The organism is Citrobacter sp. CK185 (assembly GCF_030333565.1).
Taxonomy (GTDB): Bacteria; Pseudomonadota; Gammaproteobacteria; order Enterobacterales; family Enterobacteriaceae; genus Citrobacter_B; species Citrobacter_B koseri.
Genome location: NZ_JAOWFR010000027.1, coordinates 186,750 through 211,746, shown reverse-complemented (window position 1 = coordinate 211,746; position 24,997 = coordinate 186,750). Strand labels below are relative to the sequence as shown.

Genomic DNA, 24,997 nt, shown 5'->3' with positions numbered 1-24,997 from the left:
AAGGTTCTCCCTAACCAATTATTAATCAGGTAACTTAATTTGAATCAATATATAATTTTGAAATATATTCGGTGTGTTATGTTATTAAAATAACATAATATGGAAAGCGTCGCGCTATATGAACGGATTCAAATAAGCGATTTTAAGGGCGAGTGTCCGAAACCGGACACTCGTTTGAACAATTATTGCTGGCGTAACTGCAAATCTAATGGTGTTTTGCTCGGCTCACCGCCAATTTCACGCGCCAGTCTGGGTACCATATAACCGGATACCCGCGTCAGCAGTTCACGCATAATTCGCCGCGCTTCATCGTCGCTCACCATGAAATGCGCCGCGCCCTGAACTTTATCCAGTACATGCAGGTAGTAGGGCATGACGCCGGCGTCAAACAGCGCATTGCTGAGGTTTGCCAGCGTTTGCGCGTTATCGTTCACCCCGCGTAGCAGTACGCTCTGGTTGAGCAGGGTAACGCCCGCGTTGCGCAGCGTCGTCATGGCCTGACGGAACGTGTCGTCAATTTCGTTGGCGTGGTTGATGTGATTCACCAGCAGAATTTGCAGAGAAGAGCGCGCAAAGCGGGCTGCCAGCCCATCCGTAATGCGCGCGGGGATCACGATCGGCAAACGACTGTGGATACGCAGCCGTTTGATGTGCGGGATCGTTTCCAGTTGCGTAAGCAACCAGTCCAGTTCGTGATCTTTCGCCATCAAAGGATCGCCGCCGGAGAAGATGATCTCATCCAGCTCAGGGTGTGCGGCGATGTAGTCCAGCGCGACCTGCCAGTTGCGTTTGTTGCCCTGATTATCCGCATACGGGAAGTGGCGACGGAAGCAGTAGCGGCAATTTACCGCGCATCCGCCTTTTACCAGCAGCAACGCACGGTTGCGGTATTTGTGCAGTAATCCGGGCACGACGCTGTGCTGCTCTTCCAGCGGGTCGGTGGAAAAACCGGGGGCGGTTACGAATTCGTCCTGCGAGGTAAGTACCTGACGCAGAAGCGGATCGTTGGGATTGCCTTTCTCCATACGCGCGATGAAAGATCGCGGTACGCGCAGGGCGAACAGGCGTTTGGCGTCGCGTCCGGCCAACAGTTTTTCATCTGCGTCTATATTCAAAAGATGCAGTAGTTCATCGGGATTGGTCACAACATCGGCAAGTTGCGCTAACCAATCTTCTCTGGATGGGGTATTTAGGGTTACAATATGCGCCATTTTGTGGCTTAGCTACCAGTTAACAATTTTCAGAGGGCCTTATGGCAACGTACTATAGCAACGATTTTCGTGCTGGTCTTAAAATCATGTTGGACGGCGAACCTTATGCGGTTGAAGCCAGCGAATTCGTTAAACCGGGTAAAGGCCAGGCGTTCGCACGCGTTAAACTGCGCCGCCTGCTGACCGGCACTCGTGTAGAGAAAACCTTCAAATCCACCGACTCTGCTGAAGGTGCTGATGTTGTCGATATGAACCTGACTTACCTGTACAACGACGGTGAGTTCTGGCACTTCATGAACAACGAAACGTTCGAACAACTGTCTGCTGACGCCAAAGCGATCGGCGACAGCGCGAAATGGCTGCTGGATCAGGCTGAGTGCATCGTGACCCTGTGGAACGGCCAGCCGATCACCGTGACCCCGCCGAACTTTGTTGAGCTGGAAATCGTAGATACCGATCCAGGCCTGAAAGGCGATACCGCAGGTACTGGCGGCAAACCGGCTACGCTGTCTACTGGCGCAGTGGTTAAAGTTCCGCTGTTCGTCCAGATTGGCGAAGTGATCAAAGTGGATACGCGCTCTGGCGAATACGTATCCCGCGTTAAATAAGACGCTGATATTAAGATTGATGACAACGTCTGAAATGCCCGATGGCGCAAGTTTATCGGGCCTACGGCGACTGCGTGACGCATGGGTATTAACGCCATTCGGTAAAACAGACGTGGAGTTTGTCAGCAATTTGCTAAGTTGAATTTATGGTGCGGCATTGAGCTGCGCCATACCTTTTCCAGGGCAGGAATGATGAAACGTCTTATCAGTCTTGTAGCACTCATTCTTTTCACCGGCGCGTTGCTGACGGGGTGTAATACCGCGCGTGGCTTTGGTGAAGACATCAAACATCTCGGCAATTCTATCTCTCACGCTGCCAGCTAATTACTTCCAGGTGTCTTAAAAAATCGTCGAACGCCCGTCACATTGCGGGATCTTGTCTATGCTTAAGTGGCTATACACAAACAACATTGGCTAGAAAAGGAAGACGTTATGGTTAAGAAAACAATTGCAGCGATCTTTTCTGTTTTGGTGCTTTCTTCCGTGCTAACTGCGTGTAATACAACACGCGGCGTTGGGCAGGATATCTCTGAAGGCGGCAGCGCCATTTCAGGCGCCGCGACCAGAGCCCAGCAATAAATGTGAACGGTACGGCGTGGCGTCGTACCGTTAATTGATTTGCTCCGGTAAGGATAAAAACGGCGAGTAGCGATTATCCATATGCAATTTCATGCGGATATTGCGTTTGTAGGTGTAGACCGTTTTGCCGTGAATACCGAGCGCAGCCGCGATTGCGTTGTTTCCCGCACCTTCCATCCACATTGTCAGCACCTTTTCCTCCTGCGGCGTAAGCAGCGGTGTGGCGGTTTTTGGCGTGTCAGTAACGGACTGGGCAAGCAGCACGTCCTGAATATTCCGCGATAGTTCATGCAGCGTGGCCTGTTTCGACACTACGGCATGAACCTGATACAGCGGGTCGCTATCGGCCTGGTACTGTCCGCCGCCTGATTGCAGCAAAATTAAAGGCGTGGCTCCGCAGGCCATCAGGAGCGGCGCTGCTGGCTTAAAAGAGTGGCTGTAGTTGAAAAAACTATATAAGTCAGCGATAACCAGATGAGGTTTCCACTGGGAAATATGCTCTTTTGCCAGTAGCAGGTTATTCAACCCTGATACCAGGAACGAAGAATCAAATAAGCCAGAATGATTAAGCCAGGCCTCTATCCCCGTGCGGGTGAAATGGCAGCGGTCAATCACTAAAATTTTTAACATAAACTTTCCGCATCCAGAAGTAGGCGATGGCTTCCTGACCTCAGAAAGCGTCTCATCATAGAGAAGTCCGATGAGCGTCGAATGCGTGAACTGCGCTGCGAATTGCGCCCAATTCATGCTTTTGCAACGGCGGAAAATAAAAGGGTTGAATTTGATTTTTTCGCAGGCAAAAATGCTTTCTCACACCTCTGCTTTGCAGGACGACCTGCAAATGTATCTTTCACCGGGGACGGCCCCATTTTTCTGGAGCCAGATATGTCCTGGATAATTTTGTTCATTGCGGGTCTGCTTGAAGTCGTTTGGGCGGTTGGCCTGAAATATACCCACGGATTCAGTCGCCTGACGCCCAGCGTCATTACCATTGCGGCGATGATTGTCAGTATGGCGCTGTTGTCATGGGCGATGAAAACGCTGCCTGTCGGTACTGCCTATGCGGTCTGGACGGGGATCGGCGCGGTAGGGGCTGCCATCACCGGTATTTTGCTGCTTGGCGAATCCGCCAGTCCTGCGCGTCTGGCGAGCCTTGCGCTGATCGTAGCGGGGATTATTGGGCTGAAGCTCAGCGCTCACTAATCCTCCGGGAAAAGCGTTAAGCGCCGGGTTGTTTTACCCAGATTAATTTACTGACATCAAACCCTTCCCGGGTCGCGACGGCCAGCATCTGCTGCTTCATCTCTTCAGAGAGTGTCGGCGTGCGTGAGAGTATCCACAGGTAGTCGCGATCCGGGCCGCACACCAGCGCATGGCGGTACTCTCTGTCGATCGCAATGACGTTATACCCGCCGTAGAAGGGGCCGAAGAACGATACTTTCAGCGCGGCGCGGCTGGGGTCGCCCGTAAACCAGGCTTTCCCTTCTGTTTTCTGCCACATGCCCCTGTCCGGGTTGTAGCCTTTGTTGAGGACGTTCAGGCCACCGTCATCCCGCAGACTGTAGGTTGTCGTCACTTTTTCAAGACCGCTTTCAAAGCGGTGATCGAAACGCGCGATTTCATACCAGGTGCCCATGTAGCGTCTGGCATCAAAGTCAGTGACAACGGTAACGCCCCTGGGCGGGACAGGCGTGCTACACGCGACGACCAGAAACGCAGCGGTAACGGCGGCAACGACAGGCAGCAGGCGCATGGGATTTTCCTTAGCGGTTTTTTCTAAGTGTAGAACCTGGCGGGAAAAATAAGGGAGAAGGGGAAATAAAAAAGCGCCCTCTTATCGCGCAGATAAGAGGGCGTATGGCTTAGATTGTGAGGATGCCGATTGCCGTGACAACGGTCAGAATCGCCGCCAGACCGTAGAATACCCATTTTCCGCTTGGCACATGGATTTTCAGGTCATGCATCGCATGGTGCATACGGTGTAAACCGCACCACAGCGGCAGGACGATCATCAGGAACAGGAACGCGCGGCCAATGAAGCTCTGGGCGAACGCCAGTACGCGTTCATAGCTCAGCGCATCGCCCGGGAAAAGTCCCAGCGGCAGCAGAATACCCACCAACAGAACCATTACCGGCGCAATAATCGCGCCCCACATACCACCTGCACCGAACAGGCCCCAGAATACGGGTTCGTCAGAGCGTTTTGGATTTGGATTAATCATCCCGGACTCCTTACCAGTACAGGGCAACATACAGTATGACTACGGTGACAACCGCAGTAACAACCCAGAGACCTTTAATGATCGGCTCTGGCCCCATTTTTTCGTCTTTAACAATGATGTTGGCGGCTTTTGGCGCCAGCTCAAACCAGGTTTTGGTGTGCAGCAAGGCTGCCGCCAGGGCGATCAGGTTTAAGATCACCACTACCGGGTTTTGCAGGAAGCCAACGAAGCCCATCCAGGATTCCGCGCCATGTTTGAGGGCAAACAGGCCGAAAATCAGTTCAATGCTGAACCAGACTGCCGGAACCGCCGTGCCTTCGCGCAGCATGTAAAAGCGATAAAACGGCAGTTTTTTCCACCAGGTGGACGTCATTGGCCGCACATAGGCTTTGCGTTTAGTCGTCATGTTGCACTCCTTAGCGTGGTTTCAGGGTGGCGATAAGAAAGTCTTTCGAACTTTCTACTTTACCCTGCTGAATGGCCGCAGCCGGATCGACGTGTTTCGGACAGACTTCGGAGCAGTAGCCCACGAAGGTACAGGTCCATACGCCGTTCTGACCGTTTAACTGCGCCATACGCTCCTTCTTACCGTGGTCGCGGCTGTCTTCGTTATAACGATGCGCCAGCGTGATCGCAGCCGGGCCGATGAACTCAGGGTTCAGGCCGAATTGCGGGCACGCGGCGTAGCACAGACCACAGTTGATGCAACCGGAGAACTGGTGATACTTCGCCATCTGCGCCGGGGTCTGGGTGTTTGGCCCCTGATCCGGCGTACGCGGGTTGCCGATGATGTACGGCTTGATCGCTTCCAGGCTCTCGATAAAGTGCGTCATATCGACGACCAGATCGCGTTCGATCGGGAAGTTCCCCAGGGCTTCAACCTTCATACCCTTGGTGTAATCACGCAGGAAGGTTTTGCACGCCAGTTTTGGCACGTTGTTGACCATCATGCCGCAAGAACCGCAGATCGCCATACGGCAGGACCAGCGGTAGCTCAGGTCCGGCGCCAGGTTATCTTTGATGTAGCCTAACGCATCCAGCAGCGACGTCGCTTCATCGTAAGGCACTTCGTAGAAAGCACTGTGCGGCGCGGTGTCGGTTTCCGGGTTATAGCGCACCACCTCAATTTTCAGGTTTTTCATCTCAGCCATTACGCCTTCTCCTTCTTATCGGCGGCTTCCGCTTCAGCGCCATACACACGTTTTGCCGGTGGCAGAGTGGTGATTTTCACGTCGCTGTATTCCAGGCGAGTTGTGCCATCAGCATCGCGGAAGGCGAGGGTATGTTTGAGGAAGTTGACGTCGTCACGCTCGGTGCAGCCTTCGTCCAGACGCTGGTGAGCGCCGCGTGATTCTTTACGTGCCAGCGCGGAGTGCGCCATACATTCCGCTACGTTCAGACCATGACCCAGCTCGATGGTGTACAGCAGGTCGGTGTTGAATACGCTGGAGGTATCGGTGATACGAACACGCTTGAAGCGTTCCTGCAACTCCGCCAGCTTATCCACGGTTTTCTGCATGAGTTCCGGCGTACGGTAGATACCGCAACCTTCTTCCATCGACAGGCCCATTTCATCGCGGATTTTCGCCCAGTTCTCGTTGCCTTCCTGGTTAACGAGGTCTTTCAGACGTTGTTCAACGCCCGCAACCTGCGCATCAAGCGCGGCGTCGTTAGCCGTGCCTGCGGTTGAGGCGCGTTCCATTGCTTGTTCGCCCGCCAGACGGCCAAAGACCACCAGTTCCGCCAGAGAGTTAGAACCCAGACGGTTAGCGCCGTGCAGACCCACAGAGGAGCACTCGCCAACGGCAAACAGACCTTTAATGCGGGTTTCGCAATTCTGATCGGTTTCGATGCCGCCCATGGTGTAGTGCGCGGTCGGACGAACCGGAATCGGCTCTTTAACCGGATCGACACCCACGTAGGCTTTCGCCAGTTCGCAGATGAACGGTAAACGTTCGAGCAGTTTTTTCTCGCCCAGATGACGCAGGTCGAGGTAAACCACATCGCCACGCGGCGTGGAAATGGTGTTGCCTTTGCGCCATTCGTGCCAGAACGCCTGAGACACTTTGTCTCGCGGCCCCAGTTCCATGTATTTGTTTTTCGGCTCGCCAAGCGGCGTTTCCGGGCCCATGCCGTAATCCTGCAAATAGCGGTAGCCGTTTTTGTTGACCAGAATACCGCCTTCACCACGGCAGCCTTCGGTCATCAGGATACCGGAACCCGGCAGACCGGTCGGGTGATACTGAACGAATTCCATATCACGCAGCGGTACGCCGTGGCCCAGCGCCATGCCCATACCGTCGCCGGTCACGATGCCGCCGTTGGTGTTGTAGCGATACACGCGGCCTGCGCCGCCGGTAGCCATCACCACCGCGTTGGCGCGGATCTGCACAAGCGTGCCTTCCATCATGTTCATGGCCACGAGGCCACGGGCATGACCGTCATCGACCAGGATATCCAGGACGAAGTGTTCATCAAAGCGTTGGATTTGTGGGAACTGCAAAGAGGTCTGGAACAGGGTATGCAGCATATGGAAGCCGGTTTTATCCGCGGCAAACCAGGTACGCTCAATTTTCATACCGCCGAAACGACGTACGTTGACGCTGCCGTCCGGGCGGCGGCTCCACGGGCAACCCCATTGCTCAAGTTGCGTCATTTCAGTTGGACAATGGTGGACAAAGTAATCCACGACATCCTGTTCACACAGCCAGTCTCCGCCCGCTACCGTATCGTGAAAATGGTAGTCAAAGCTGTCATGATCCTGGGCGACAGCGGCTGAACCCCCTTCGGCAGCAACGGTGTGGCTGCGCATCGGGTACACTTTTGAGATCAGTGCGATTTTAGCGTTAGGATTCGCCTGCGCGGCAGCTATTGCAGCACGTAATCCCGCGCCACCGGCGCCTATAATGGCAAGATCGGCTTGAAAGGTTTGCACGACATTCCTCCAGATTGTTGTTATTTCGTCCCCGTACACCATCAGATTGAACTCCTGATTGATGCGGGTTGCGAACGCGTTTCCACTGCTCCTTTATAGGTACAACAGTATAGTCTTACGGATGTGAGGGAAATTTGACGTGTTCGATTTTTTTAGCGCATCAACGGGTCGATTTATCATTGATTCTGATTAATTTAATTACTAAACCACCTGGCTTCACTTTTTTTACTTTTCCGGCGGAGCGCATTATTCCCGCACAAAATTTGTTTCACTGGCGTGTTACGAGTAGACTTCGTGCCCTTGTCTTAAATCGGAGAAAGTACCATGAGCGAAACGGCAACCTGGCAGCCGAGCGCGTCCATTCCTAACCTGTTAAAACGTGCGGCAATTATGACGGAGATCCGTCGTTTCTTTGCCGATCGTGGAGTGCTGGAGGTTGAGACGCCCTGCATGAGCCAGGCGACGGTAACGGACATTCATCTGTTCCCGTTCGAAACGCGTTTCGTCGGCCCTGGCCACTCTCAGGGCATGAACCTTTATCTGATGACCAGCCCGGAATACCACATGAAACGCCTGCTGGTGGCGGGATGCGGCCCGGTTTTCCAGCTGTGCCGTAGCTTTCGCAACGAAGAGATGGGGCGTCATCACAACCCGGAATTCACCATGCTGGAGTGGTATCGTCCCCACTACGACATGTACCGTTTGATGAACGAAGTGGACGACCTGCTGCAACAGGTGCTGGAATGTCAACCTGCGGAGAGTCTTTCTTACCAGCAGGTGTTTCAGCGCCATCTGGAGATTGATCCGCTGTCTGCGGATAAAACTCAACTGCGTGAAGCGGCGGCGAAACTGGATTTAAGCAATATCGCGGATACCGAAGAAGATCGCGATACGCTGCTGCAACTGCTGTTTACTATGGGCGTGGAACCGCACATTGGCAAAGAGAAGCCGACGTTTGTGTACCATTTTCCGGCAAGCCAGGCATCGCTGGCGCAAATCAGCACTGAAGACCATCGGGTGGCTGAACGCTTCGAGGTTTACTTCAAAGGTATTGAGCTGGCGAATGGTTTCCACGAACTGACGGATGCGCGCGAGCAGCAGCAACGCTTCGAGCAGGATAACCGTAAGCGCGCCGCGCGAGGCTTACCGCAGCAGCCTATCGATAACAATCTGCTGGAGGCGCTGAAGGTGGGGATGCCTGACTGTTCCGGCGTGGCGCTGGGCGTGGATCGTCTGGTGATGCTGGCGCTGGGGGCGGAAAGCCTCGCTGAGGTTATCGCTTTTACCGTTGATCGGGCATAAATCTGAAAACCCCTCTTTTGCGAAACAAAATGGCGCAATGAGCGCCATTTTGTAGCACATTTTTTCAATTCCCCTCTTATAGCCACAATATAAGTCTGGATGTTTGATACCATTCAGGTATCAATTCTGTGTTGATTTTTATTGCTGACCTCTGCAAGGGGGCAGTGCAAACCGGTGAGCGCCGTTTAGCCAACGTGCCCAGAGTAAGGGATGGTTTCATGAACCAGACAATAAAGAAGATGAGCCTGGCTGGCCTCATCCTGATGATATTTACGTCCGTTTTTGGTTTTGCCAATAGCCCGTCGGCGTTTTATTTAATGGGGTATAGCGCGATCCCGTGGTATATCTTTTCTGCATTATTATTCTTTATTCCATTTGCCTTAATGATGGCTGAAATGGGTTCTGCTTATCGAAAAGAAGAGGGCGGAATCTATTCGTGGATGAATAATAGCGTTGGCCCGCGTTATGCGTTTATCGGCACTTTTATGTGGTTCTCCTCCTATGTTATCTGGATGGTGAGCACTGCGGCGAAAGTCTGGGTGCCTTTCTCTACGTTCTTGTTTGGCGCAGATATGACGCAGCACTGGCGGATCGCCGGGCTTGAACCGACGCAGGTTGTTGGTCTGCTCGCCGTCGGCTGGATGATTCTGGTGACCTGTATCGCATCAAAGGGAATTAATAAAATTGCGCGTATTACGGCAGTAGGGGGGATTGCCGTGATGTGTCTTAATTTGGTTTTGTTGTTAGTGAGTGTCGCTATTTTGTTATTAAATGGTGGGCATTTTGCGGAAAATATTAATTTTGTCTCCTCGCCCAATCCCGGGTATCAATCCGGCCTGGCCATGCTCTCATTTGTTGTTTTCGCTATTTTTGCCTACGGCGGAATTGAAGCGGTAGGCGGCCTGGTGGATAAAACAGAAAAGCCGGAAAAGAACTTTGCGAAAGGAATTGTTTTTGCGGCAATTGTTATTTCCGTTGGTTATTCGCTGGCGATATTTTTATGGGGCGTTAGCACCAACTGGCAACAGGTATTAAGTAATGGCTCCGTTAACCTCGGAAATATCACCTATATTCTGATGAAAAGCCTGGGGATGACGCTGGGTAACGCGCTGCATCTGTCGCCGGAAGCGGCAATGGCGACCGGCGTCTGGTTTGCGCGTATCACTGGCCTCTCCATGTTCCTTGCCTATACCGGCGCGTTCTTTACGCTGAGCTACTCGCCATTGAAGGCCATTATCCAGGGAACGCCAAAAGCGCTGTGGCCTGCGCCGATGACGACGCTGAACGCGGCAGGTATGCCAGCCACCGCAATGTGGATGCAGTGTCTGCTGGTGAGTCTGTTTATTCTGCTGGTCTCTTTTGGCGGTGATACCGCGTCGGCGTTTTACAACAAACTGACGCTGATGGCGAACGTGTCGATGACGTTGCCGTACCTGTTCCTCGCGCTGGCCTTCCCGTTCTTTAAGTCTCGCGAAGGCCTGGAACGGCCATTTGTGATCTTCAAAACCCATGTTTCTACGATGCTGGCAACGGGCGTGGTCGTGCTGGTGGTGACGTTTGCGAATGTGTTTACCATCATTCAGCCGGTAATTGAAGCCGGGGACTGGAATAGCGCACTGTGGATGACCGGCGGCCCGATATTCTTCTCGCTGTTAGCAATGGCGATTTATCAGAACTACAGCCGCCGGATGGCAAATCAGCCCCAGTGGGCGGTAGAGTAATCTTTTTGCCGTTACCCGGCCTACGCGTTCATTGCTGTTCTGTAGGCCGGATAACGCGAAGCCGCCATCCGGCATTATTACGGCTTACAAACTTCCCGCCGGGCGACTTTTCCTGGCTACGGATGTCAGCGTTCTTCCTGTCTGCCTGCCATTCAGGCTTTCCAGGCGCATCTGGAACGGCGGGAATGGCATATCGATGCCGTGCTCATGGAAGCCCGCCAGAATCAACTGGTGAATTTCATGGCGCAACGGCATACGGTGCCCCATCTCTGCGGCATAGATACGCAGTTCGAAGATCTGAATCCCCTGTTGCAGGTCAACCAGGAATACTTCCGGCGCCGGGTTGTCAATCACCAGTGAACAGCGGTGCGCCGCAGTCAGCAGAATTTGCGTCACCTCTTCGCTGTTAGCGTCTGACGGCGCCGGGATGGTCAGCACCACACGCGTTACCGAATCCGACAGCGACCAGTTGATAAACTGCTCGGTGATGAACGCTTTGTTCGGCACGATAATCTCTTTACGGTCCCAGTCGCTGATGGTGGTGGCGCGGGTGTTGATTTTGGTCACGCTGCCGGTAAGGTCGCGAATGGTCACCGTATCGCCAATACGAATCGGCTTTTCGAACAGGATGATTAAGCCGGAAATAAAGTTGGCGAAGATCTCCTGTAAACCAAAGCCCAGACCGACACCGAGCGCGGCGACCAGCCATTGTAACTTCGACCATTCAATGCCAATCATCGAGAAACCGACCAGCCCGCCAATCAGCATCAACAGATACTTGGTGATGGTGGTGATGGCGTAGCCGGTGCCGGGCGTCAGATCCAGATGCTGCAAGAGCGCCAGCTCCAGCAGGGCGGGCAGGTTACGCACCAGTTGCGTGGTGATGATAAACACCAGGATCGCAATCAACACCGCGCCCAGCGTAATCGGCTCCAGACTTTCAACCCCTTGCACCGTGGAGGTGACATCCCACAGCGAGATATTCTCCAGGAAGCCAAAGGCGGAATGGATTTCCGACCACAGCACAATGACCGACAGCAGGGCGATAAGCATCAGGATAGAACGTACCAGGCGCAGCGACTGGGCGCTGATGGCGTCGAGATCCACTTCGCTTTCATCCACTTCGACGGCCCCTTCGAGGCTGGTGGAGTGGGCGGGTTCTTCTTCACCGCGCGCACGTTGCGCCAGCATTTCGGCCCGGCGATGCTTAGCGCGATCGAACGCCAGACGGCGACGCTGAATCAGCATCCAGCGGCGAATGACGTGATAGATAACCAGCAGCAGGAACCAGATGGCGACGGAGGTCTCCAGTCGCGCCAGCAGCGCCTGTGCGGTGGCCAGATAGCCGACAGCGGCCGCAAGGATCGCAATGAGCGGCGCGCCCATCAGCAGGTTCCAGAGCATACTGTTGACCATATTGTCGCCGCTGCCCTCTTTATCGAGGTACAGCGGGATACCGGCGCGCTTCAGGCTCAGCGTGACAATCGCGAGCGCGCCGCAGATCAGGATGAAACAGAGACGCCCCAGCGAAGCGGAGAACTCCCGATCGTTAAGATTATCAAACATAATCAGCGCCATAATGAGCGGGACAATCAGCCCGATGCTCATCAGGTAATAGCGCATGGCGCGCGCGACACGGTTTCGGGGCCAGCCAAAATGCGCCACGAACAGACCGTTAGGGCGGGCAAAGGTGGCGCAAATCATGACGACCCACAGCAGCGGAACCGTTGCTGTCACCCCGTCGCCGATGGCGACGGCCAGAGGATAAGGCCATGCCTCCTGCAACCCATAGCCCAGCGTGGCCCACAGTACGGGCAGCGGGGAGGCGACCAGAATCGACCAGAACACGGTGCGCAGCGTCAGCCAGAAGTGATCCTGCGTGACTTTCCCGACGCGGGAGGATGAACGCTCCAGAAAACGGGTGAAATGTTTGCGCGAATAGAGACTAAAACCAACCAGCACCAGCGCGCCAAACAGCGGCAGCAGCGTCTCCTTGCTGGTAAGCATCATGATGCTGGCTTTGCCGAGCTGATTGAACGTATCCAGTGAGATCAGTCGACGCAGATCCTGAACGAGGCTGATAGGCCACGAGAGCGACATCGGACTCACGTCAGACGTCCAGAACAGGTAACGGTGAGTGGCTTCGTTGACCTCTTTCAGCGCGTCTTCCAGTTGACTATTGGACACTTTCAGCTTGGTGAGTTCGAGGATCAGCGTATCACCGCCCTGCAACAGTGAATTCAGCAGCTCGCGTTGGGTACGCAGTTGGGCGTCAAGAATGCGGCTCTGCTCAGAGGTCAGCGTTTGACCGTCGGCCTGGCGAATCTGACGTAGTTGCGGTTGTTTGTTGAGCAGGTCTTCGTAGCGCATACGGTGTACGCGCAGCTGCGCCATTTCGGTATCTAACTGCTGCGGCTTGGGCATTTCCGGGAGACGCGATACCTGTGCGCGCAGGGCTTCCCCCAGCATATTCGATACGCCTAACCACTGCGACTGTTCCCGCAGGGTGTTCAGGGCCTGACGAACCTGTAGCGTCTGGCTGGTGGCCTGGCGTTGCTGTGAGGCCACCAGATCCATGCGTTGCGCCTGCTGGTTAAGCGCCTGTGACAGCTCGCGGTTCACCTTGAACTGTTCGATAATGCCCGGCGGCAGGTCTGCGCTGTTTTCCGCCAGCAGTTCGGTGCTTTCCAGCGCTCGCTCTGCTTCTCGTTGGCGCTGGCTGTTTAATTGATTGCGTAATGCCTGTAACCAGGCATCCAGCTGTTGGCTCTGTTTTTCCGCCAGTTCGGAGCGCATTCGCGCCAGTTCCTGACGGTTATTCGCCGAAAGCTGCGCCAGTTCCAGCTCATCAACCTGCGCTTTGAGTCTGGCGGATTCGGCCTGCATACTCAGATTTTGCGCCTGGTTGAGCGGGGAGTTGCCGCTGGCGGTGCCAATGCGCCGCTCAATCTCATTTAACTGGCGACGGGCATCCGTTTGCTGTTGTGGAAGCTGGCTTAACGAATCGGCGATTTCACGGGCGCGCTCTCGCTCCTGCTGGGCCTGACGGCTTTTATCCAGCAACTGGCTGCTGACCTGGAGGATCTCCTGGCTTAGCGCATCGGTGGACATGCCTGGTGGCACGCTGCGCGGTTCATCGCGCAAGTTATTGAGCTGTGCGCGTAGCGTCGCGGACAGCTTAGGGAAATTGTCGATAACTTGCTGATATTGTTCGGCGCGCTCAAGAGAACCTTTTCGTTCCTCAAGCGCGTTCAGCGCGGACTGGAGGGCCTCTACGGCCTCTGGCTGAGCGGGTTTTGCCGCTTTTGCCTGCTCCAGTTCCTGGGTAATCAGTTTGGCGTCGGGGGCCGTCGCAGCGTACGCCCCCAGGCTGAGGCACCAGGCCATCAGAAAAGTGATAATCAGGCGCACAGCAGCGATTCCTTTATTTAACTTTCGTCTTTCTTGTCGTCAACCAGCGGGCTGGCGTCGTGTTCGGCGTTGATCTCTTCTTCCGGCAGCGGCGTGGGTTCCGCTTCAGGGGGCACGAAGAGTTCGGTAGAAACGGCCAGCGGCTGACCGATTTTGGTCACTGACAGGCTTTGCAGCTGTTCAGCCAGCGTGACTTTACCCGGCGCAAACAGGTTGATCACGGTTGAACCCAGTTTGAAACGGCCCATCTCCTGACCTTTCAACAGCGCCACAGACCCTTCGCTTTCCCCTTCCGGCCAGGTCCAGCGTTTGATCACGCCTTCACGCGGCGGCGTAATGGTTCCCGCCCAGACGGTTTCGATGCTGCCGACAATGGTTGCCCCGACCAGAATTTGCGCCATTGGGCCAAATTCCGTGTCAAACAGGCAGATCACGCGTTCGTTACGGGCAAACAGGTTTGGCACGTTTTGCGCGGTCAGGTGATTCACCGAGAACAGATCGCCCGGTACGTAAATCATCTCGCGCAGGATGCCGTTGCACGGCATGTGTACGCGGTGGTAGTCGCGCGGAGAGAGGTAGGTGGTGACAAACGAGCCGTTGCGGAACAGGTCCGCCATCAGGTAGTTACCTGCCAGCAGCGCTTCCAGGCTGTAGTTGTGACCTTTCGCTTGCAGGATTTTATCTTCTTCGATTTTACCTGACTGGCTGATCACACCGTCAGCCGGCATCACCAGTACGTTTGGATCGGTATTCACCGGACGGACGTCGTCACGCAGCGGACGAACAAAGAAATCGTTAAAGGTGCGATAGCTGGCGGTATCCGGCTTCTGCGCCTCTTTCATATCGACCTTGTAGTATTTCACGAACAGATCGATAACCAGTTTGGTCAGCCAGCCTGCTCGTTTTCTCGCGCCCCAGCCCGCCAGGCGAGTGAGCCATAGTTTCGGCAGAATGTATTGTAGCGAAAGTTTAAATGAGTTTAACAAGGTAGCCTCCAGGCCATTGTTGTTCCTGAACCGGCATTGACGCCGGCATCCTGAAAAAAGGGGACGATTCTAGCGATGCTTAGCGTAGTTGTCAGTCGTCCATATCAGAAAAGTTTTTACGTGTTTTTACCTGTGCCATGCTTTCCAGAATGCGGTGATAATTTTCGAAACGGGTTTCTGCAATTTTACCGTCTTCTACCGCTTCACGGATGGCGCAACCTGGGTCGGTACCATGCTTGCAGTCGCGATATTTGCAATGGCCCAGGTAGTCATGAAATTCGACAAATCCGTGGGTGATTTGTTCCGGTTCGAGATGCCAGAGGCCAAATTCGCGTACCCCAGGGGAGTCAATCACATCGCCGCCGTGCGGGAAGTGATACAGGCGCGCGGCGGTCGTGGTGTGCTGCCCCAGACCGGAGTTATCCGACACATCATTGGTGAGGATCGCTTCTTGCAGGCCCAGAAGGGCGTTCAACAGGCTCGATTTTCCAACGCCAGACTGCCCGGCAAAGATGCTGATGCGACCGGTTAGCGCCTCTTCTAATGGTTTGAGGCCATCTTGCGTATGGCTGGATACCATCAACACGCGATAGCCGATGCCGCGATAGATATCCATCTGCTCATTAACGAAGTCCATCCCTTCGTCATCCAGCAGATCGATTTTATTGAGCACGATAATCGGTTCAACCTGCAACGTTTCGCAGGCCACCAGGTAGCGGTCGATAATATTGAGCGACAGCTCCGGCAAAATGGCGGAGACAATGACGATTTGGTTGATATTGGCGGCAATAGGCTTCACGCCGTCGTAGAAATCCGGGCGCGTTAGCACGGAGGTGCGTTCGTGTACGGCTTCGACGATCCCTTTGACGTTGACGCCTTCAGCCGCCGCTTTACCCGGACGCCAGACGACGCGATCGCCGGTGACCAGCGAACGGATCGTGCGACGGATGTTGCAGCGGTGAATCTCGCCATTGGCGGATTCTACGTCGGCATGCATGCCAAAGCGGCTGATGACGATACCTTCAGCGGTCTCGCCGAACAGGTTGTCATCGAAGTCTGCCTTCTCCGTGGACGTTTTTAGACGACGCTGATGATTGGCTTTCACGCGGCGCTGTTGGCCTTTGGAGAGTTTATTTTTACTCAATCGTACTGGCTCCTGGTCGCCCGCAATGGGCAAAACATCTATGATACACGCTATTTTAGATGAATATAGTCACACTGACTGTGACCTCTGAAGGGTGGAAAATAGCATGAGTGCCAATGAAAACAACCTCATTTGGATAGATCTTGAGATGACCGGCCTGGATCCCGAGCGCGATCGCATTATTGAGATCGCGACGCTGGTGACCGATGCCAACCTGAATATCCTGGCGGAAGGGCCGACGATTGCGGTGCATCAGTCTGCTGAACAACTGGCGTTAATGGATGACTGGAACGTGCGTACTCATACCGGAAGTGGTCTGGTGGAGCGGGTAAAAGCCAGCACGTTTGACGATCGCGCCGCAGAACTGGCGACCATTGAATTTTTAAAAGAGTGGGTTCCGGCAGGTAAATCACCGATTTGTGGCAACAGCATCGGCCAGGATCGCCGTTTTCTGTTTAAGTACATGCCTGAACTGGAAGCCTATTTCCACTATCGCTATCTGGATGTGAGTACGCTGAAAGAGCTGGCGCGTCGCTGGAAGCCGGAAATCCTTGCCGGTTTTACCAAGCAGGGGACGCACCAGGCAATGGATGATATTCGCGAGTCGGTGGCGGAGCTGGCTTATTACCGCGAGAATTTTATTAAGCTGTAAACGGCGTGTTTGCCGGATGGCGAAGCGAAGCGTCTTATCCGGCTTACGATTTGCCTGCCGGGTGTGCTTGCGGCGGGGTGAATTTGGCGCTAAATTGTACGCTTTGCTGATAAATTCAACACTCAGAACGAAAACGGAAAAAATTGCGTTTTAGGGGGTTGCAGCAGAAAGGATTTCTCGTATAATGCGCCTCCCGTAACGACGCAGAAATGCGAATTACGACAGCAACAAATTTAATCACAGAATTTCAGATAACAGTCTGAAAAACGAAGATTAAGCGGGAATAGCTCAGTTGGTAGAGCACGACCTTGCCAAGGTCGGGGTCGCGAGTTCGAGTCTCGTTTCCCGCTCCAAAATTTGAAAGCAACACCAGATACCCAATCGCAGGATTTCAGGCAACGGTCTGAAAGACGAAGATTAAGCGGGAATAGCTCAGTTGGTAGAGCACGACCTTGCCAAGGTCGGGGTCGCGAGTTCGAGTCTCGTTTCCCGCTCCAAAATTTGAAAGTATCAGCAGATACGCACCACCCAATCGCAGGATTTCAGGCAGCGGCCTGGAAGACGAAGATTAAGCGGGAATAGCTCAGTTGGTAGAGCACGACCTTGCCAAGGTCGGGGTCGCGAGTTCGAGTCTCGTTTCCCGCTCCAAATTCTTATCTCCATAAAATTATCCACAGCGTATTTTCACGTTGGGGACCTTTTGTTTTGCCTCTGAAACACTCTTGTAAACAGACTTATCCACAGGTCCAGGCATTATTCCTGGAATACAAAAAACTTCGCCTGGTGAATAGTAACTTTGTAACTTATTGAAATTAATAAATTAATTATCATTTCGAAATGTTAATGCGATCACTTGACGATTTTTTCCCTCTTGAATCGCAATGTCTTTTTATTTTTATACACAAGCTGTGGATGACTCAGGCGTCGCGCGGCAGTCCCTTTTCAATGACCCTGACCAGGCGTTGTTTCTTCGGTAATTGCACCTCCACCACGCAGGTATTTCGCTTCTCAATTTGCTGCGCAATCGCCCACTCTATGTGTTCATCGAGAAGTGGGTGCTCACCCCGGCGACTTTCCAGGGCGGTAATTACGGCGTTATCCCAGGGCGCATTGCCTAACGCGACGGCAATATTTCGCAGCCAGCGTAAGTGACCAATGCGGCGAATCGCCGATCCTTCCGTAACTTTTAAAAACCAGGCTTCGCTCCAGCCAAACAGTTCAATCAGCTCTGGCGCGTGGAGATGCTTGCGGGGACTGAAATCTTCTTCATCGGTCAGTTGCGAGTAGCGGTTCCACGGGCAGATAAGCTGACAATCGTCGCAGCCGTAAATCCGGTTGCCCATTAATGGCCGAAGCGCTTCTGGTATCGCCCCCTCCAGCTCAATCGTGAGATAGGAGATGCAGCGGCGCGCATCCACCGTGTAGGGCTCGACGATTGCGCCAGTCGGGCAGATGGTCAGACAGGCAACGCATTTCCCGCAGCCTTCTTCAACTGGCGTATCAATGGGGAGAGGCAAATCAATTAACAACTCCCCCAGAAAAAAGAACGAACCGGCTTCGCGGTTAAGGATTAGTGAGTGCTTACCTGTCCAGCCAAGCCCGGCTTTTTCAGCCAGCGGACGTTCCAGAATGGGCGCAGAATCGACAAACGGTCTAAAATTCAGCGAAACGCAGTGCTGCTGAATCCTCTCGCCGAGTTTTTTGAGACGGTTACGTAACAGCTTATGGTAGTCACGGCCCAGCGCATAACGGCTGACGTAGCCCAGAGAGGGATTTTTTAGGGTACTGGCGAAAGCGGCATTGGCAGGCAGATAATTCATGCGCACACTGATGACGCGTAGCGTGCCGGGCAATAATTCGTGAGGGCGGGCGCGCATCATTCCGTGGCGAGCCATCCAGTCCATTTCGCCGTGGTATTGTTTATCCAGCCATGCCTGTAATTTGGGTTCGCTGGCGCTGAGATCGGTATCGGTAATACCGACCTGCTGAAAGCCCAGTTCCAGCCCCCACTGTTTAATATTTTGCGCTAACTGATTGAGATCGAGGGGCTCTGACATGACGGACCATACAATGAAGAAAAACCCCGCAAGTATACCACACTCCATCTGGCCCGCCGATGAGATCAAACGGGCGGAACGCGAGGCGGCGGACAGCTTAGGGCTGACGCTGTATGAGCTGATGCTGCGGGCGGGGGAAGCCGCATTTCAGGTTGCACGCGACGCGTACCCCGATTCCCGGCGCTGGCTGGTGCTTTGCGGTCACGGTAATAATGGCGGCGACGGCTACGTGGTGGCGAGGCTGGCGAAAGCCGCAGGTATTGAGGTGACTCTACTGGCGCAGGAGAGCGATAAGCCGCTTCCTGAAGAGGCGGCGCAGGCGCGCGAGGCGTGGCTCAATGCCGGGGGCGTCATTCATGCGTCGGATATCATCTGGCCGGATCATATTGATGTGATTATTGACGCCCTGCTGGGGACCGGCCTGACGCAGGCTCCGCACACCTCCCTCTCTACGCTTATTGAACGAGCGAACAGCCATCCAGCGCCGGTGGTGGCTATTGATATCCCTTCCGGTTTGCTGGCGCAAACGGGCGCCACGCCTGGTGCGGTGATGAATGCCGCGCATACCGTTACCTTCGTTGCGCTGAAACCCGGTTTACTGACGGGCAAGGCGCGGGATGTGGTGGGAGCGCTGCACTTTGACGCGCTGGGGCTGGAAAGCTGGCTGGCAGGACAAGAAGTTCGTATCCAGCGCTTTGCGGCTTCGCAACTTTCCCACTGGCTGACACCACGCCGCCCGACGTCGCATAAAGGCGATCATGGTCGGCTGGTCATTATTGGCGGCGACCACGGGACGGCGGGAGCGATACGTATGACCGGCGAAGCGGCGCTGCGTGCCGGAGCGGGATTAGTGCGGGTGCTGACGCGCAGCGAAAATATTGCGCCGTTGCTGACCGCCCGTCCCGAACTGATGGTGCATGAACTGACGCCTCAATCCCTTGATGACAGTCTGCAATGGGCGGACGTGGTGGTGATAGGCCCCGGGCTCGGACAGCAGGAATGGGGTAAAAAAGCGCTACAGAAAGCTGAGAATTTTCGCAAACCGATGCTCTGGGATGCGGATGCGCTGAACCTGCTGGCAATCAATCCCGATAAACGTCACAATCGCGTGATCACGCCGCATCCGGGGGAAGCCGCGCGGCTACTGGGTTGTTCTGTCGCAGAAATTGAAAGTGATCGCTTACTTTCAGCACGTCGTCTGGTAAAACGGTATGGCGGCGTGGCGGTGCTGAAAGGTGCGGGAACGGTCGTTGCCGCCCAATCGCATGCGTTGGGCATTATTGATGCCGGTAACGCCGGGATGGCCAGCGGTGGAATGGGCGATGTGCTTTCCGGCATTATTGGCGCATTGCTTGGACAGAAGTTTTCCCCGTATGATGCAGCGTGTGCGGGATGTGTTGCCCACGGTGCGGCGGCGGATGTTTTAGCGGCGCGTTATGGCACCCGCGGCATGCTGGCAACCGATCTCTTTTCTACGCTACAGCGTATTGTTAACCCTGATGTGATTGACGTAAACCATGATGAATCGAGTAATTCCGCTACCTGACGAGCAGGCGACTTTAGACCTGGGACTACGCGTAGCGAAAGCCTGTGACGGTGCGACCGTCATCTATTTGTACGGCGACCTGGGGGCGGGGAAAACCACCTTCAGCCGGGGATTTCTACAGGCGTTGGGCCACAAAGGTAATGTGAAAAGCCCGACCTACACGCTGGTTGAACCCTATACGCTCGATAACTTAATGGTGTATCACTTCGATTTATACCGACTTGCGGACCCTGAGGAGCTGGAATTTATGGGGATCCGTGATTATTTTGCCAACGATGCCATTTGCCTGGTGGAATGGCCGCAACAAGGTAAAGGTGTACTGCCTGACCCGGATGTCGAAATACACATAGATTACCAGGCGCAAGGTCGTGAGGCGCGCATTAGTGCTGTCTCCTCATCAGGTGATTTGTTGCTGGCGCGTTTGGCCGGTTAACCTTAAGGGTGGCGGGATGATTTATCGCATCAGAAATTGGGTGGTGGCAACGCTGGTCCTGCTGTGCGCGCAGGCGGGGGCCGCCAGCCTCTCCGATATTCAGGTATCTAACGGCGATCGGCAGGCGCGGATTACGTTCAGTTTTATCGGCGATCCTGATTACGCGTTTTCGCAAGAAGGTAAACGTACCGTCGCGCTGGATATCAAACAGACCGGCGTGATTCAGGGACTGCCGTTGCAGTTTAGCGGCAACAACCTGGTAAAAGCGATTCGCTCCGGTACGGCGAAAGATGCGCAGTCGCTGCGGTTGGTTGTCGATCTGACGGAGAACGGTAAAATCGAGGCCGTGAAACGACAGAGCGGCGGTAACTATACCGTGGTCTTTACCATCAACGCCGATACGCCGCCGCCACCTCCACCGCCTGTCGTCGCAAAACGCGTTGAGACGCCGGTGGTCGCTCCGCGTCCGACTGAACCTGCGCGAAATCCGTTTAAAACAAACCAGGATCGCGCTACCGCTGTCACCAGCAGCAATACGGTAACGCGCCCGGCAGCGCGGGCGACATCCAGTAACGGCGACAAAGTGGTGATTGCCATTGATGCCGGTCACGGCGGGCAAGACCCCGGCGCTATTGGCCCCGGCGGGACGCGGGAGAAAAACGTGACGATTGCTATCGCCCGTAAGCTGCGCACGTTGTTGAATAACGATCCGATGTTCAAAGGCGTATTGACCCGCGACGGGGATTATTTCATCTCCGTGATGGGGCGCTCCGACGTGGCGCGTAAGCAGAACGCCAATTTCCTCGTCTCCATTCATGCGGATGCCGCGCCAAACCGCAACGCGACGGGCGCCTCGGTATGGGTGCTGTCAAACCGTCGCGCCAACAGCGAAATGGCGAACTGGCTGGAAGAACATGAGAAGCAGTCTGAGCTGCTGGGCGGCGCGGGCGATGTGCTGGCGAACAGTCAGGCTGACCCCTACTTAAGCCAGGCGGTACTGGATTTGCAATTCGGTCATTCCCAGCGCGTAGGGTATGATGTGGCGACAAACATGTTAGGTCAGTTGCAGCGCATTGGTTCGCTGCATAAGCGTCGCCCTGAACACGCCAGCCTCGGCGTGTTGCGTTCCCCGGATATCCCCTCGGTGCTGGTTGAAACGGGCTTTATCAGCAACAGCGGCGAAGAACGTTTGCTGGCAAGCGATGCTTATCAGCAGCAGCTGGCAGAGGCGATTTACCAAGGGTTGCGTAACTACTTCCAGGCGCATCCGGTGCAATCCGGGCCGCAGAGCGCTCCGGCGCAAACGGCCAGCGCGGTATCGCCGGGCGAGTCGTTGATTAACTAAGGATTTTACATGCCGATTCAGGTTCTACCGCCGCAACTGGCGAACCAAATTGCCGCAGGTGAGGTGGTAGAGCGACCTGCGTCGGTTGTGAAAGAGCTGGTGGAAAACAGCCTTGATGCAGGGGCGACGCGGATCGATATTGATATCGAACGCGGCGGCGCAAAGCTTATTCGTATTCGCGATAATGGCTGCGGAATTAAAAAAGACGAGCTGGCGCTGGCGCTGGCCCGCCATGCCACCAGTAAAATCGCCTCGCTTGACGATCTCGAAGCGATTATCAGTCTCGGATTTCGCGGCGAAGCGCTGGCAAGTATCAGCTCGGTTTCGCGTTTAACCCTCACGTCACGTACCGCGGAACAGGCGGAAGCCTGGCAGGCCTATGCCGAAGGGCGTGATATGGACGTGACGGTAAAACCGGCGGCGCATCCGGTCGGCACCACGCTGGAGGTGCTGGACTTGTTCTACAACACGCCGGCACGGCGCAAGTTTATGCGCACCGAGAAAACCGAGTTCAATCACATTGACGAAATTATCCGCCGCATTGCGCTGGCGCGCTTCGACGTCACCCTTAATTTGTCGCACAACGGTAAAATGGTGCGCCAGTACCGCGCGGTTGCGCAGGACGGGCAGAAGGAACGTCGATTAGGCGCGATTTGCGGCGCACCGTTTTTGGAACAGGCGTTGGCGATTGAATGGCAGCACGGCGATCTGACGCTGCGCGGCTGGGTGGCCGATCCTCACCACACCACGGCGGCGCTGGCGGAAATCCAGTACTGCTACGTGAACGGCCGCATGATGCGCGACCGGTTAATCAATCATGCGATTCGTCAGGCCTGTGAAGACAAACTGGGCGGCGATCGGCAACCGGCATTTGTGCTGTATCTGGAGATTGACCCGCATCAGGTGGATGTGAACGTGCATCCGGCGAAACATGAAGTGCGTTTCCACCAGTCGCGGCTGGTGCATGATTTCATCTATCAGGGCGTATTGAGCGTGCTACAGCAGCAGCTTGATGCGCCGCTGCCGCTGGCGGAAGAAGCGCCTGCGCCGCGTCACATCCCGGAAAACCGCGTGGCGGCCGGGCGTAATCATTTCGCTGAACCGGCCTCTGCGCGGGAACCCGCCGCGCCGCGCTATTCCACGTCGTCAGGGGCAACCGGCGGACGCCAGCCTGCTGCCAGTTGGCCGCATGCCCAGCCGGGCTACCAGAAACAGCAGGGCGAAGTGTACCGCCAGCTGTTACAGACGCCCGCTCCGCGACAACCGGCGCTTGCACCGGAAGCAGAAACGGCAGCGCCGTCGCTGGCAGGGCATAGCCAGAGTTTCGGTCGCGTGCTGACCATTGTCGGCGCGGATTGCGCATTGCTTGAGCGTGACGGCAATATTCACCTGCTGGCGCTGCCCGTGGCGGAACGCTGGCTGCGTCAAGCCCAACTGACGCCGGGGCAGACGCCGGTCTGCGCCCAGCCGTTGTTGATTCCGCTGCGCTTAAAAGTGTCGGCGGAGGAGAAATCCGCGCTGGAAAAAGCGCAAACACCACTGACGGATCTGGGGATTGAATTCCAGTCAGATGCGCAGCATGTGACCATTCGTGCAGTGCCTTTACCCTTACGCCAACAAAATTTACAAATCTTGATTCCTGAACTGATAGGCTACCTCGCGCAGCAGTCAGCGTTTGACGCGGGCAATATTGCACAGTGGATTGCGCGGAATTTGATGAGTGAACATCCGCAGTGGACGATGGCGCAGGCCATTACGCTGTTGGCTGATGTAGAGCGGCTATGTCCGCAGCTCGTGAAGGCGCCGCCGGGTGGTCTGTTACAACCTGTTGATTTACATTCGGTGATGAACGCCCTGAAACATGAGTGATGTAAGTAAGGCGAGCCTGCCAAAGGCGATTTTTTTGATGGGGCCGACGGCCTCCGGTAAGACAGCGTTAGCAATTGAATTGCGTAAAGTTTTGCCAGTAGAGTTGATAAGCGTTGATTCCGCCCTTATTTATCGGGGGATGGACATCGGTACGGCGAAGCCGACGGCTTCAGAGTTAAAGGCCGCTCCGCACCGATTGCTGGATATTCTCGATCCGGCGCAAGCGTACTCAGCAGCGGATTTTCGCTGCGATGCGTTAGCGGAAATGGCGGAGATTACTGCGGCGGGGCGTATTCCGCTGTTAGTGGGCGGCACCATGTTGTATTTCAAGGCGTTGCTGGAGGGACTTTCGCCCTTACCGTCGGCGGAACCTGAGATCAGAGCCCGAATTGAGCTACAGGCGGCAGAGCAGGGATGGGATGCGTTGCACCGACAGCTTCAGGATATTGATCCGGTCGCTGCTGCACGGATTCATCCAAATGATCCGCAAAGACTTTCCCGGGCACTGGAAGTTTTTTTCATTTCGGGTAAAACTTTAACGGAACTGACGCAAACGTCAGGAGACGCTCTACCGTATCAGGTGCATCAGTTCGCCATCGCCCCGGCGAGCCGTGAACTGCTCCATCAGCGAATTGAGCAGCGTTTTCATCAGATGTTGGCTTCAGGTTTTGAAGCAGAAGTTCGGGCGCTTTTTGCCCGTGGAGATTTGCATACGGACTTGCCTTCCATTCGTTGTGTGGGATACCGCCAGATGTGGTCATACATTGAAGGCGAAATTTCATATGATGAAATGGTTTATAGAGGTGTTTGCGCCACGAGGCAGTTGGCGAAGCGTCAGGTAACCTGGTTGCGTGGTTGGGAAGGAGTACGCTGGCTTGACAGTGAAAAGCCTGACCAGGCGCGAAACGAAGTATTGCAGGTTGTTGGTGCTATCGCGAACTGAATGTGTACAATTGAGACGTATCGTGCGCAATTT

General features: G+C 54.8%; 23 protein-coding genes and 3 tRNA genes. 15 read left to right on the top strand and 11 right to left on the bottom strand.

Annotated features, from left to right (window positions below; translation table 11 throughout):
- Nucleotides 1-182 precede the first annotated feature (182 nt).
- The gene (gene epmB / locus OGV79_RS21475; protein WP_047459494.1) at nt 183-1,211 is read right to left on the bottom strand and encodes an EF-P beta-lysylation protein EpmB; all 1,029 of its coding nucleotides are present in this window, start codon (nt 1,209-1,211) and stop codon (nt 183-185) included.
- A 41-nt stretch (nt 1,212-1,252) separates the two neighbouring features.
- Between epmB and efp the strand changes: the two genes are divergently transcribed.
- The 3 genes from efp to ecnB all read left to right on the top strand — a co-directional run bounded on the left by efp (nt 1,253) and on the right by ecnB (nt 2,398).
- Nucleotides 1,253-1,819, top strand: a complete 567-nt coding sequence (gene efp, locus OGV79_RS21470) for an elongation factor P (RefSeq protein WP_012134461.1) — start codon at nt 1,253-1,255, stop codon at nt 1,817-1,819.
- A 189-nt stretch (nt 1,820-2,008) separates the two neighbouring features.
- Nucleotides 2,009-2,143 (top strand): lipoprotein antitoxin entericidin A, encoded by a 135-nt coding sequence (gene ecnA / locus OGV79_RS21465; protein WP_024130802.1) that lies wholly within the window; start codon nt 2,009-2,011, stop codon nt 2,141-2,143.
- A gap of 108 nt (nt 2,144-2,251) precedes the next feature.
- The gene (ecnB, locus tag OGV79_RS21460; RefSeq protein ID WP_024130801.1) at nt 2,252-2,398 is read left to right on the top strand and encodes a lipoprotein toxin entericidin B; all 147 of its coding nucleotides are present in this window, start codon (nt 2,252-2,254) and stop codon (nt 2,396-2,398) included.
- A gap of 30 nt (nt 2,399-2,428) precedes the next feature.
- Here the strand turns inward: ecnB and OGV79_RS21455 are convergent, their stop codons facing one another.
- A complete protein-coding gene (locus tag OGV79_RS21455; protein WP_049011510.1) occupies nt 2,429-3,028 on the bottom strand; it encodes a LuxR C-terminal-related transcriptional regulator in 600 nt (199 codons plus the stop codon).
- Between the two features lie 255 nt (nt 3,029-3,283).
- Here OGV79_RS21455 and sugE point away from each other — a divergent pair, with 255 nt between their 5' ends.
- The gene (gene sugE / locus OGV79_RS21450; RefSeq protein WP_012134457.1) at nt 3,284-3,601 is read left to right on the top strand and encodes a quaternary ammonium compound efflux SMR transporter SugE; all 318 of its coding nucleotides are present in this window, start codon (nt 3,284-3,286) and stop codon (nt 3,599-3,601) included.
- A 16-nt stretch (nt 3,602-3,617) separates the two neighbouring features.
- On the opposite strand, the gene OGV79_RS21445 is transcribed toward sugE, so the two are convergent.
- The 5 genes from OGV79_RS21445 to frdA form a co-directional block, all read right to left on the bottom strand.
- Entirely contained in the window at nt 3,618-4,151 is a 534-nt protein-coding gene (locus tag OGV79_RS21445) for a lipocalin family protein (protein WP_047459488.1), read from the bottom strand.
- A 109-nt stretch (nt 4,152-4,260) separates the two neighbouring features.
- On the bottom strand, nt 4,261-4,620 hold the full coding sequence (gene frdD, locus OGV79_RS21440; protein WP_012134455.1) for a fumarate reductase subunit FrdD: 360 nt from the start codon (nt 4,618-4,620) through the stop codon (nt 4,261-4,263).
- A 10-nt stretch (nt 4,621-4,630) separates the two neighbouring features.
- Nucleotides 4,631-5,026, bottom strand: a complete 396-nt coding sequence (gene frdC, locus OGV79_RS21435; RefSeq protein ID WP_012134454.1) for a fumarate reductase subunit FrdC — start codon at nt 5,024-5,026, stop codon at nt 4,631-4,633.
- A gap of 10 nt (nt 5,027-5,036) precedes the next feature.
- Complete coding sequence (gene frdB, locus OGV79_RS21430; RefSeq protein WP_104867865.1) at nt 5,037-5,771, bottom strand: fumarate reductase iron-sulfur protein; 735 nt, start codon at nt 5,769-5,771, stop codon at nt 5,037-5,039.
- Nucleotides 5,771-7,555, bottom strand: a complete 1,785-nt coding sequence (gene frdA, locus OGV79_RS21425; RefSeq protein WP_047459485.1) for a fumarate reductase (quinol) flavoprotein subunit — start codon at nt 7,553-7,555, stop codon at nt 5,771-5,773. The genes frdB and frdA overlap by 1 nt, the downstream gene beginning before the upstream one ends.
- Nucleotides 7,556-7,879: 324 nt before the next feature.
- Here frdA and epmA point away from each other — a divergent pair, with 324 nt between their 5' ends.
- Together epmA and yjeM are read left to right on the top strand one after the other, a co-directional pair.
- Complete coding sequence (gene epmA, locus OGV79_RS21420; protein ID WP_012134451.1) at nt 7,880-8,857, top strand: elongation factor P--(R)-beta-lysine ligase; 978 nt, start codon at nt 7,880-7,882, stop codon at nt 8,855-8,857.
- A 218-nt stretch (nt 8,858-9,075) separates the two neighbouring features.
- The gene (yjeM, locus tag OGV79_RS21415; RefSeq protein ID WP_049011512.1) at nt 9,076-10,578 is read left to right on the top strand and encodes a glutamate/gamma-aminobutyrate family transporter YjeM; all 1,503 of its coding nucleotides are present in this window, start codon (nt 9,076-9,078) and stop codon (nt 10,576-10,578) included.
- Between the two features lie 84 nt (nt 10,579-10,662).
- Here the strand turns inward: yjeM and mscM are convergent, their stop codons facing one another.
- The 3 genes from mscM to rsgA all read right to left on the bottom strand — a co-directional run bounded on the left by mscM (nt 10,663) and on the right by rsgA (nt 16,119).
- Entirely contained in the window at nt 10,663-13,989 is a 3,327-nt protein-coding gene (gene mscM / locus OGV79_RS21410) for a miniconductance mechanosensitive channel MscM (protein WP_200076228.1), read from the bottom strand.
- Nucleotides 13,990-14,006: 17 nt separating this feature from the next.
- Entirely contained in the window at nt 14,007-14,975 is a 969-nt protein-coding gene (gene asd, locus OGV79_RS21405; RefSeq protein ID WP_071257330.1) for an archaetidylserine decarboxylase, read from the bottom strand.
- Nucleotides 14,976-15,066: 91 nt separating this feature from the next.
- Complete coding sequence (rsgA, locus tag OGV79_RS21400; RefSeq protein WP_230012270.1) at nt 15,067-16,119, bottom strand: small ribosomal subunit biogenesis GTPase RsgA; 1,053 nt, start codon at nt 16,117-16,119, stop codon at nt 15,067-15,069.
- A 106-nt stretch (nt 16,120-16,225) separates the two neighbouring features.
- Between rsgA and orn the strand changes: the two genes are divergently transcribed.
- The 4 genes from orn (at nt 16,226) to OGV79_RS21380 (ending at nt 17,419) form a co-directional block, all read left to right on the top strand.
- Nucleotides 16,226-16,771 carry an oligoribonuclease gene (gene orn / locus OGV79_RS21395; RefSeq protein ID WP_047459474.1) on the top strand — a complete coding sequence of 182 codons (546 nt, stop codon included), beginning with the start codon at nt 16,226-16,228 and terminating at the stop codon, nt 16,769-16,771.
- Between the two features lie 277 nt (nt 16,772-17,048).
- Nucleotides 17,049-17,124, top strand: a tRNA-Gly gene (locus OGV79_RS21390).
- Nucleotides 17,125-17,192: 68 nt separating this feature from the next.
- Nucleotides 17,193-17,268, top strand: a tRNA-Gly gene (locus OGV79_RS21385).
- A gap of 75 nt (nt 17,269-17,343) precedes the next feature.
- A tRNA-Gly gene (locus OGV79_RS21380) sits at nt 17,344-17,419 on the top strand.
- Between the two features lie 269 nt (nt 17,420-17,688).
- Here OGV79_RS21380 and queG read toward each other — a convergent pair.
- On the bottom strand, nt 17,689-18,828 hold the full coding sequence (queG, locus tag OGV79_RS21375; protein ID WP_286449922.1) for a tRNA epoxyqueuosine(34) reductase QueG: 1,140 nt from the start codon (nt 18,826-18,828) through the stop codon (nt 17,689-17,691).
- On the opposite strand from queG, the gene nnr reads away from it, so the two are divergent.
- Genes nnr through miaA form a run of 5 tightly spaced genes read left to right on the top strand, consistent with a single transcriptional unit; the run spans nt 18,827 to nt 24,964 of the window.
- Nucleotides 18,827-20,374, top strand: coding sequence for a bifunctional ADP-dependent NAD(P)H-hydrate dehydratase/NAD(P)H-hydrate epimerase (gene nnr, locus OGV79_RS21370; RefSeq protein ID WP_286468912.1), 1,548 nt, complete (start codon nt 18,827-18,829; stop codon nt 20,372-20,374). The two genes, queG and nnr, sit on opposite strands and share 2 nt — an antisense overlap.
- Nucleotides 20,346-20,807 (top strand): tRNA (adenosine(37)-N6)-threonylcarbamoyltransferase complex ATPase subunit type 1 TsaE, encoded by a 462-nt coding sequence (tsaE, locus tag OGV79_RS21365; protein WP_012134443.1) that lies wholly within the window; start codon nt 20,346-20,348, stop codon nt 20,805-20,807. The genes nnr and tsaE overlap by 29 nt, the downstream gene beginning before the upstream one ends.
- A 16-nt stretch (nt 20,808-20,823) precedes the next feature.
- Nucleotides 20,824-22,152 (top strand): N-acetylmuramoyl-L-alanine amidase AmiB, encoded by a 1,329-nt coding sequence (gene amiB, locus OGV79_RS21360; RefSeq protein ID WP_286468910.1) that lies wholly within the window; start codon nt 20,824-20,826, stop codon nt 22,150-22,152.
- A 9-nt stretch (nt 22,153-22,161) separates the two neighbouring features.
- Nucleotides 22,162-24,021 (top strand): DNA mismatch repair endonuclease MutL, encoded by a 1,860-nt coding sequence (gene mutL / locus OGV79_RS21355; protein WP_104867862.1) that lies wholly within the window; start codon nt 22,162-22,164, stop codon nt 24,019-24,021.
- Nucleotides 24,014-24,964, top strand: coding sequence for a tRNA (adenosine(37)-N6)-dimethylallyltransferase MiaA (gene miaA / locus OGV79_RS21350; RefSeq protein ID WP_286468909.1), 951 nt, complete (start codon nt 24,014-24,016; stop codon nt 24,962-24,964). Before mutL ends, miaA begins: the two co-directional genes overlap by 8 nt.
- Nucleotides 24,965-24,997: the final 33 nt, after the last annotated feature.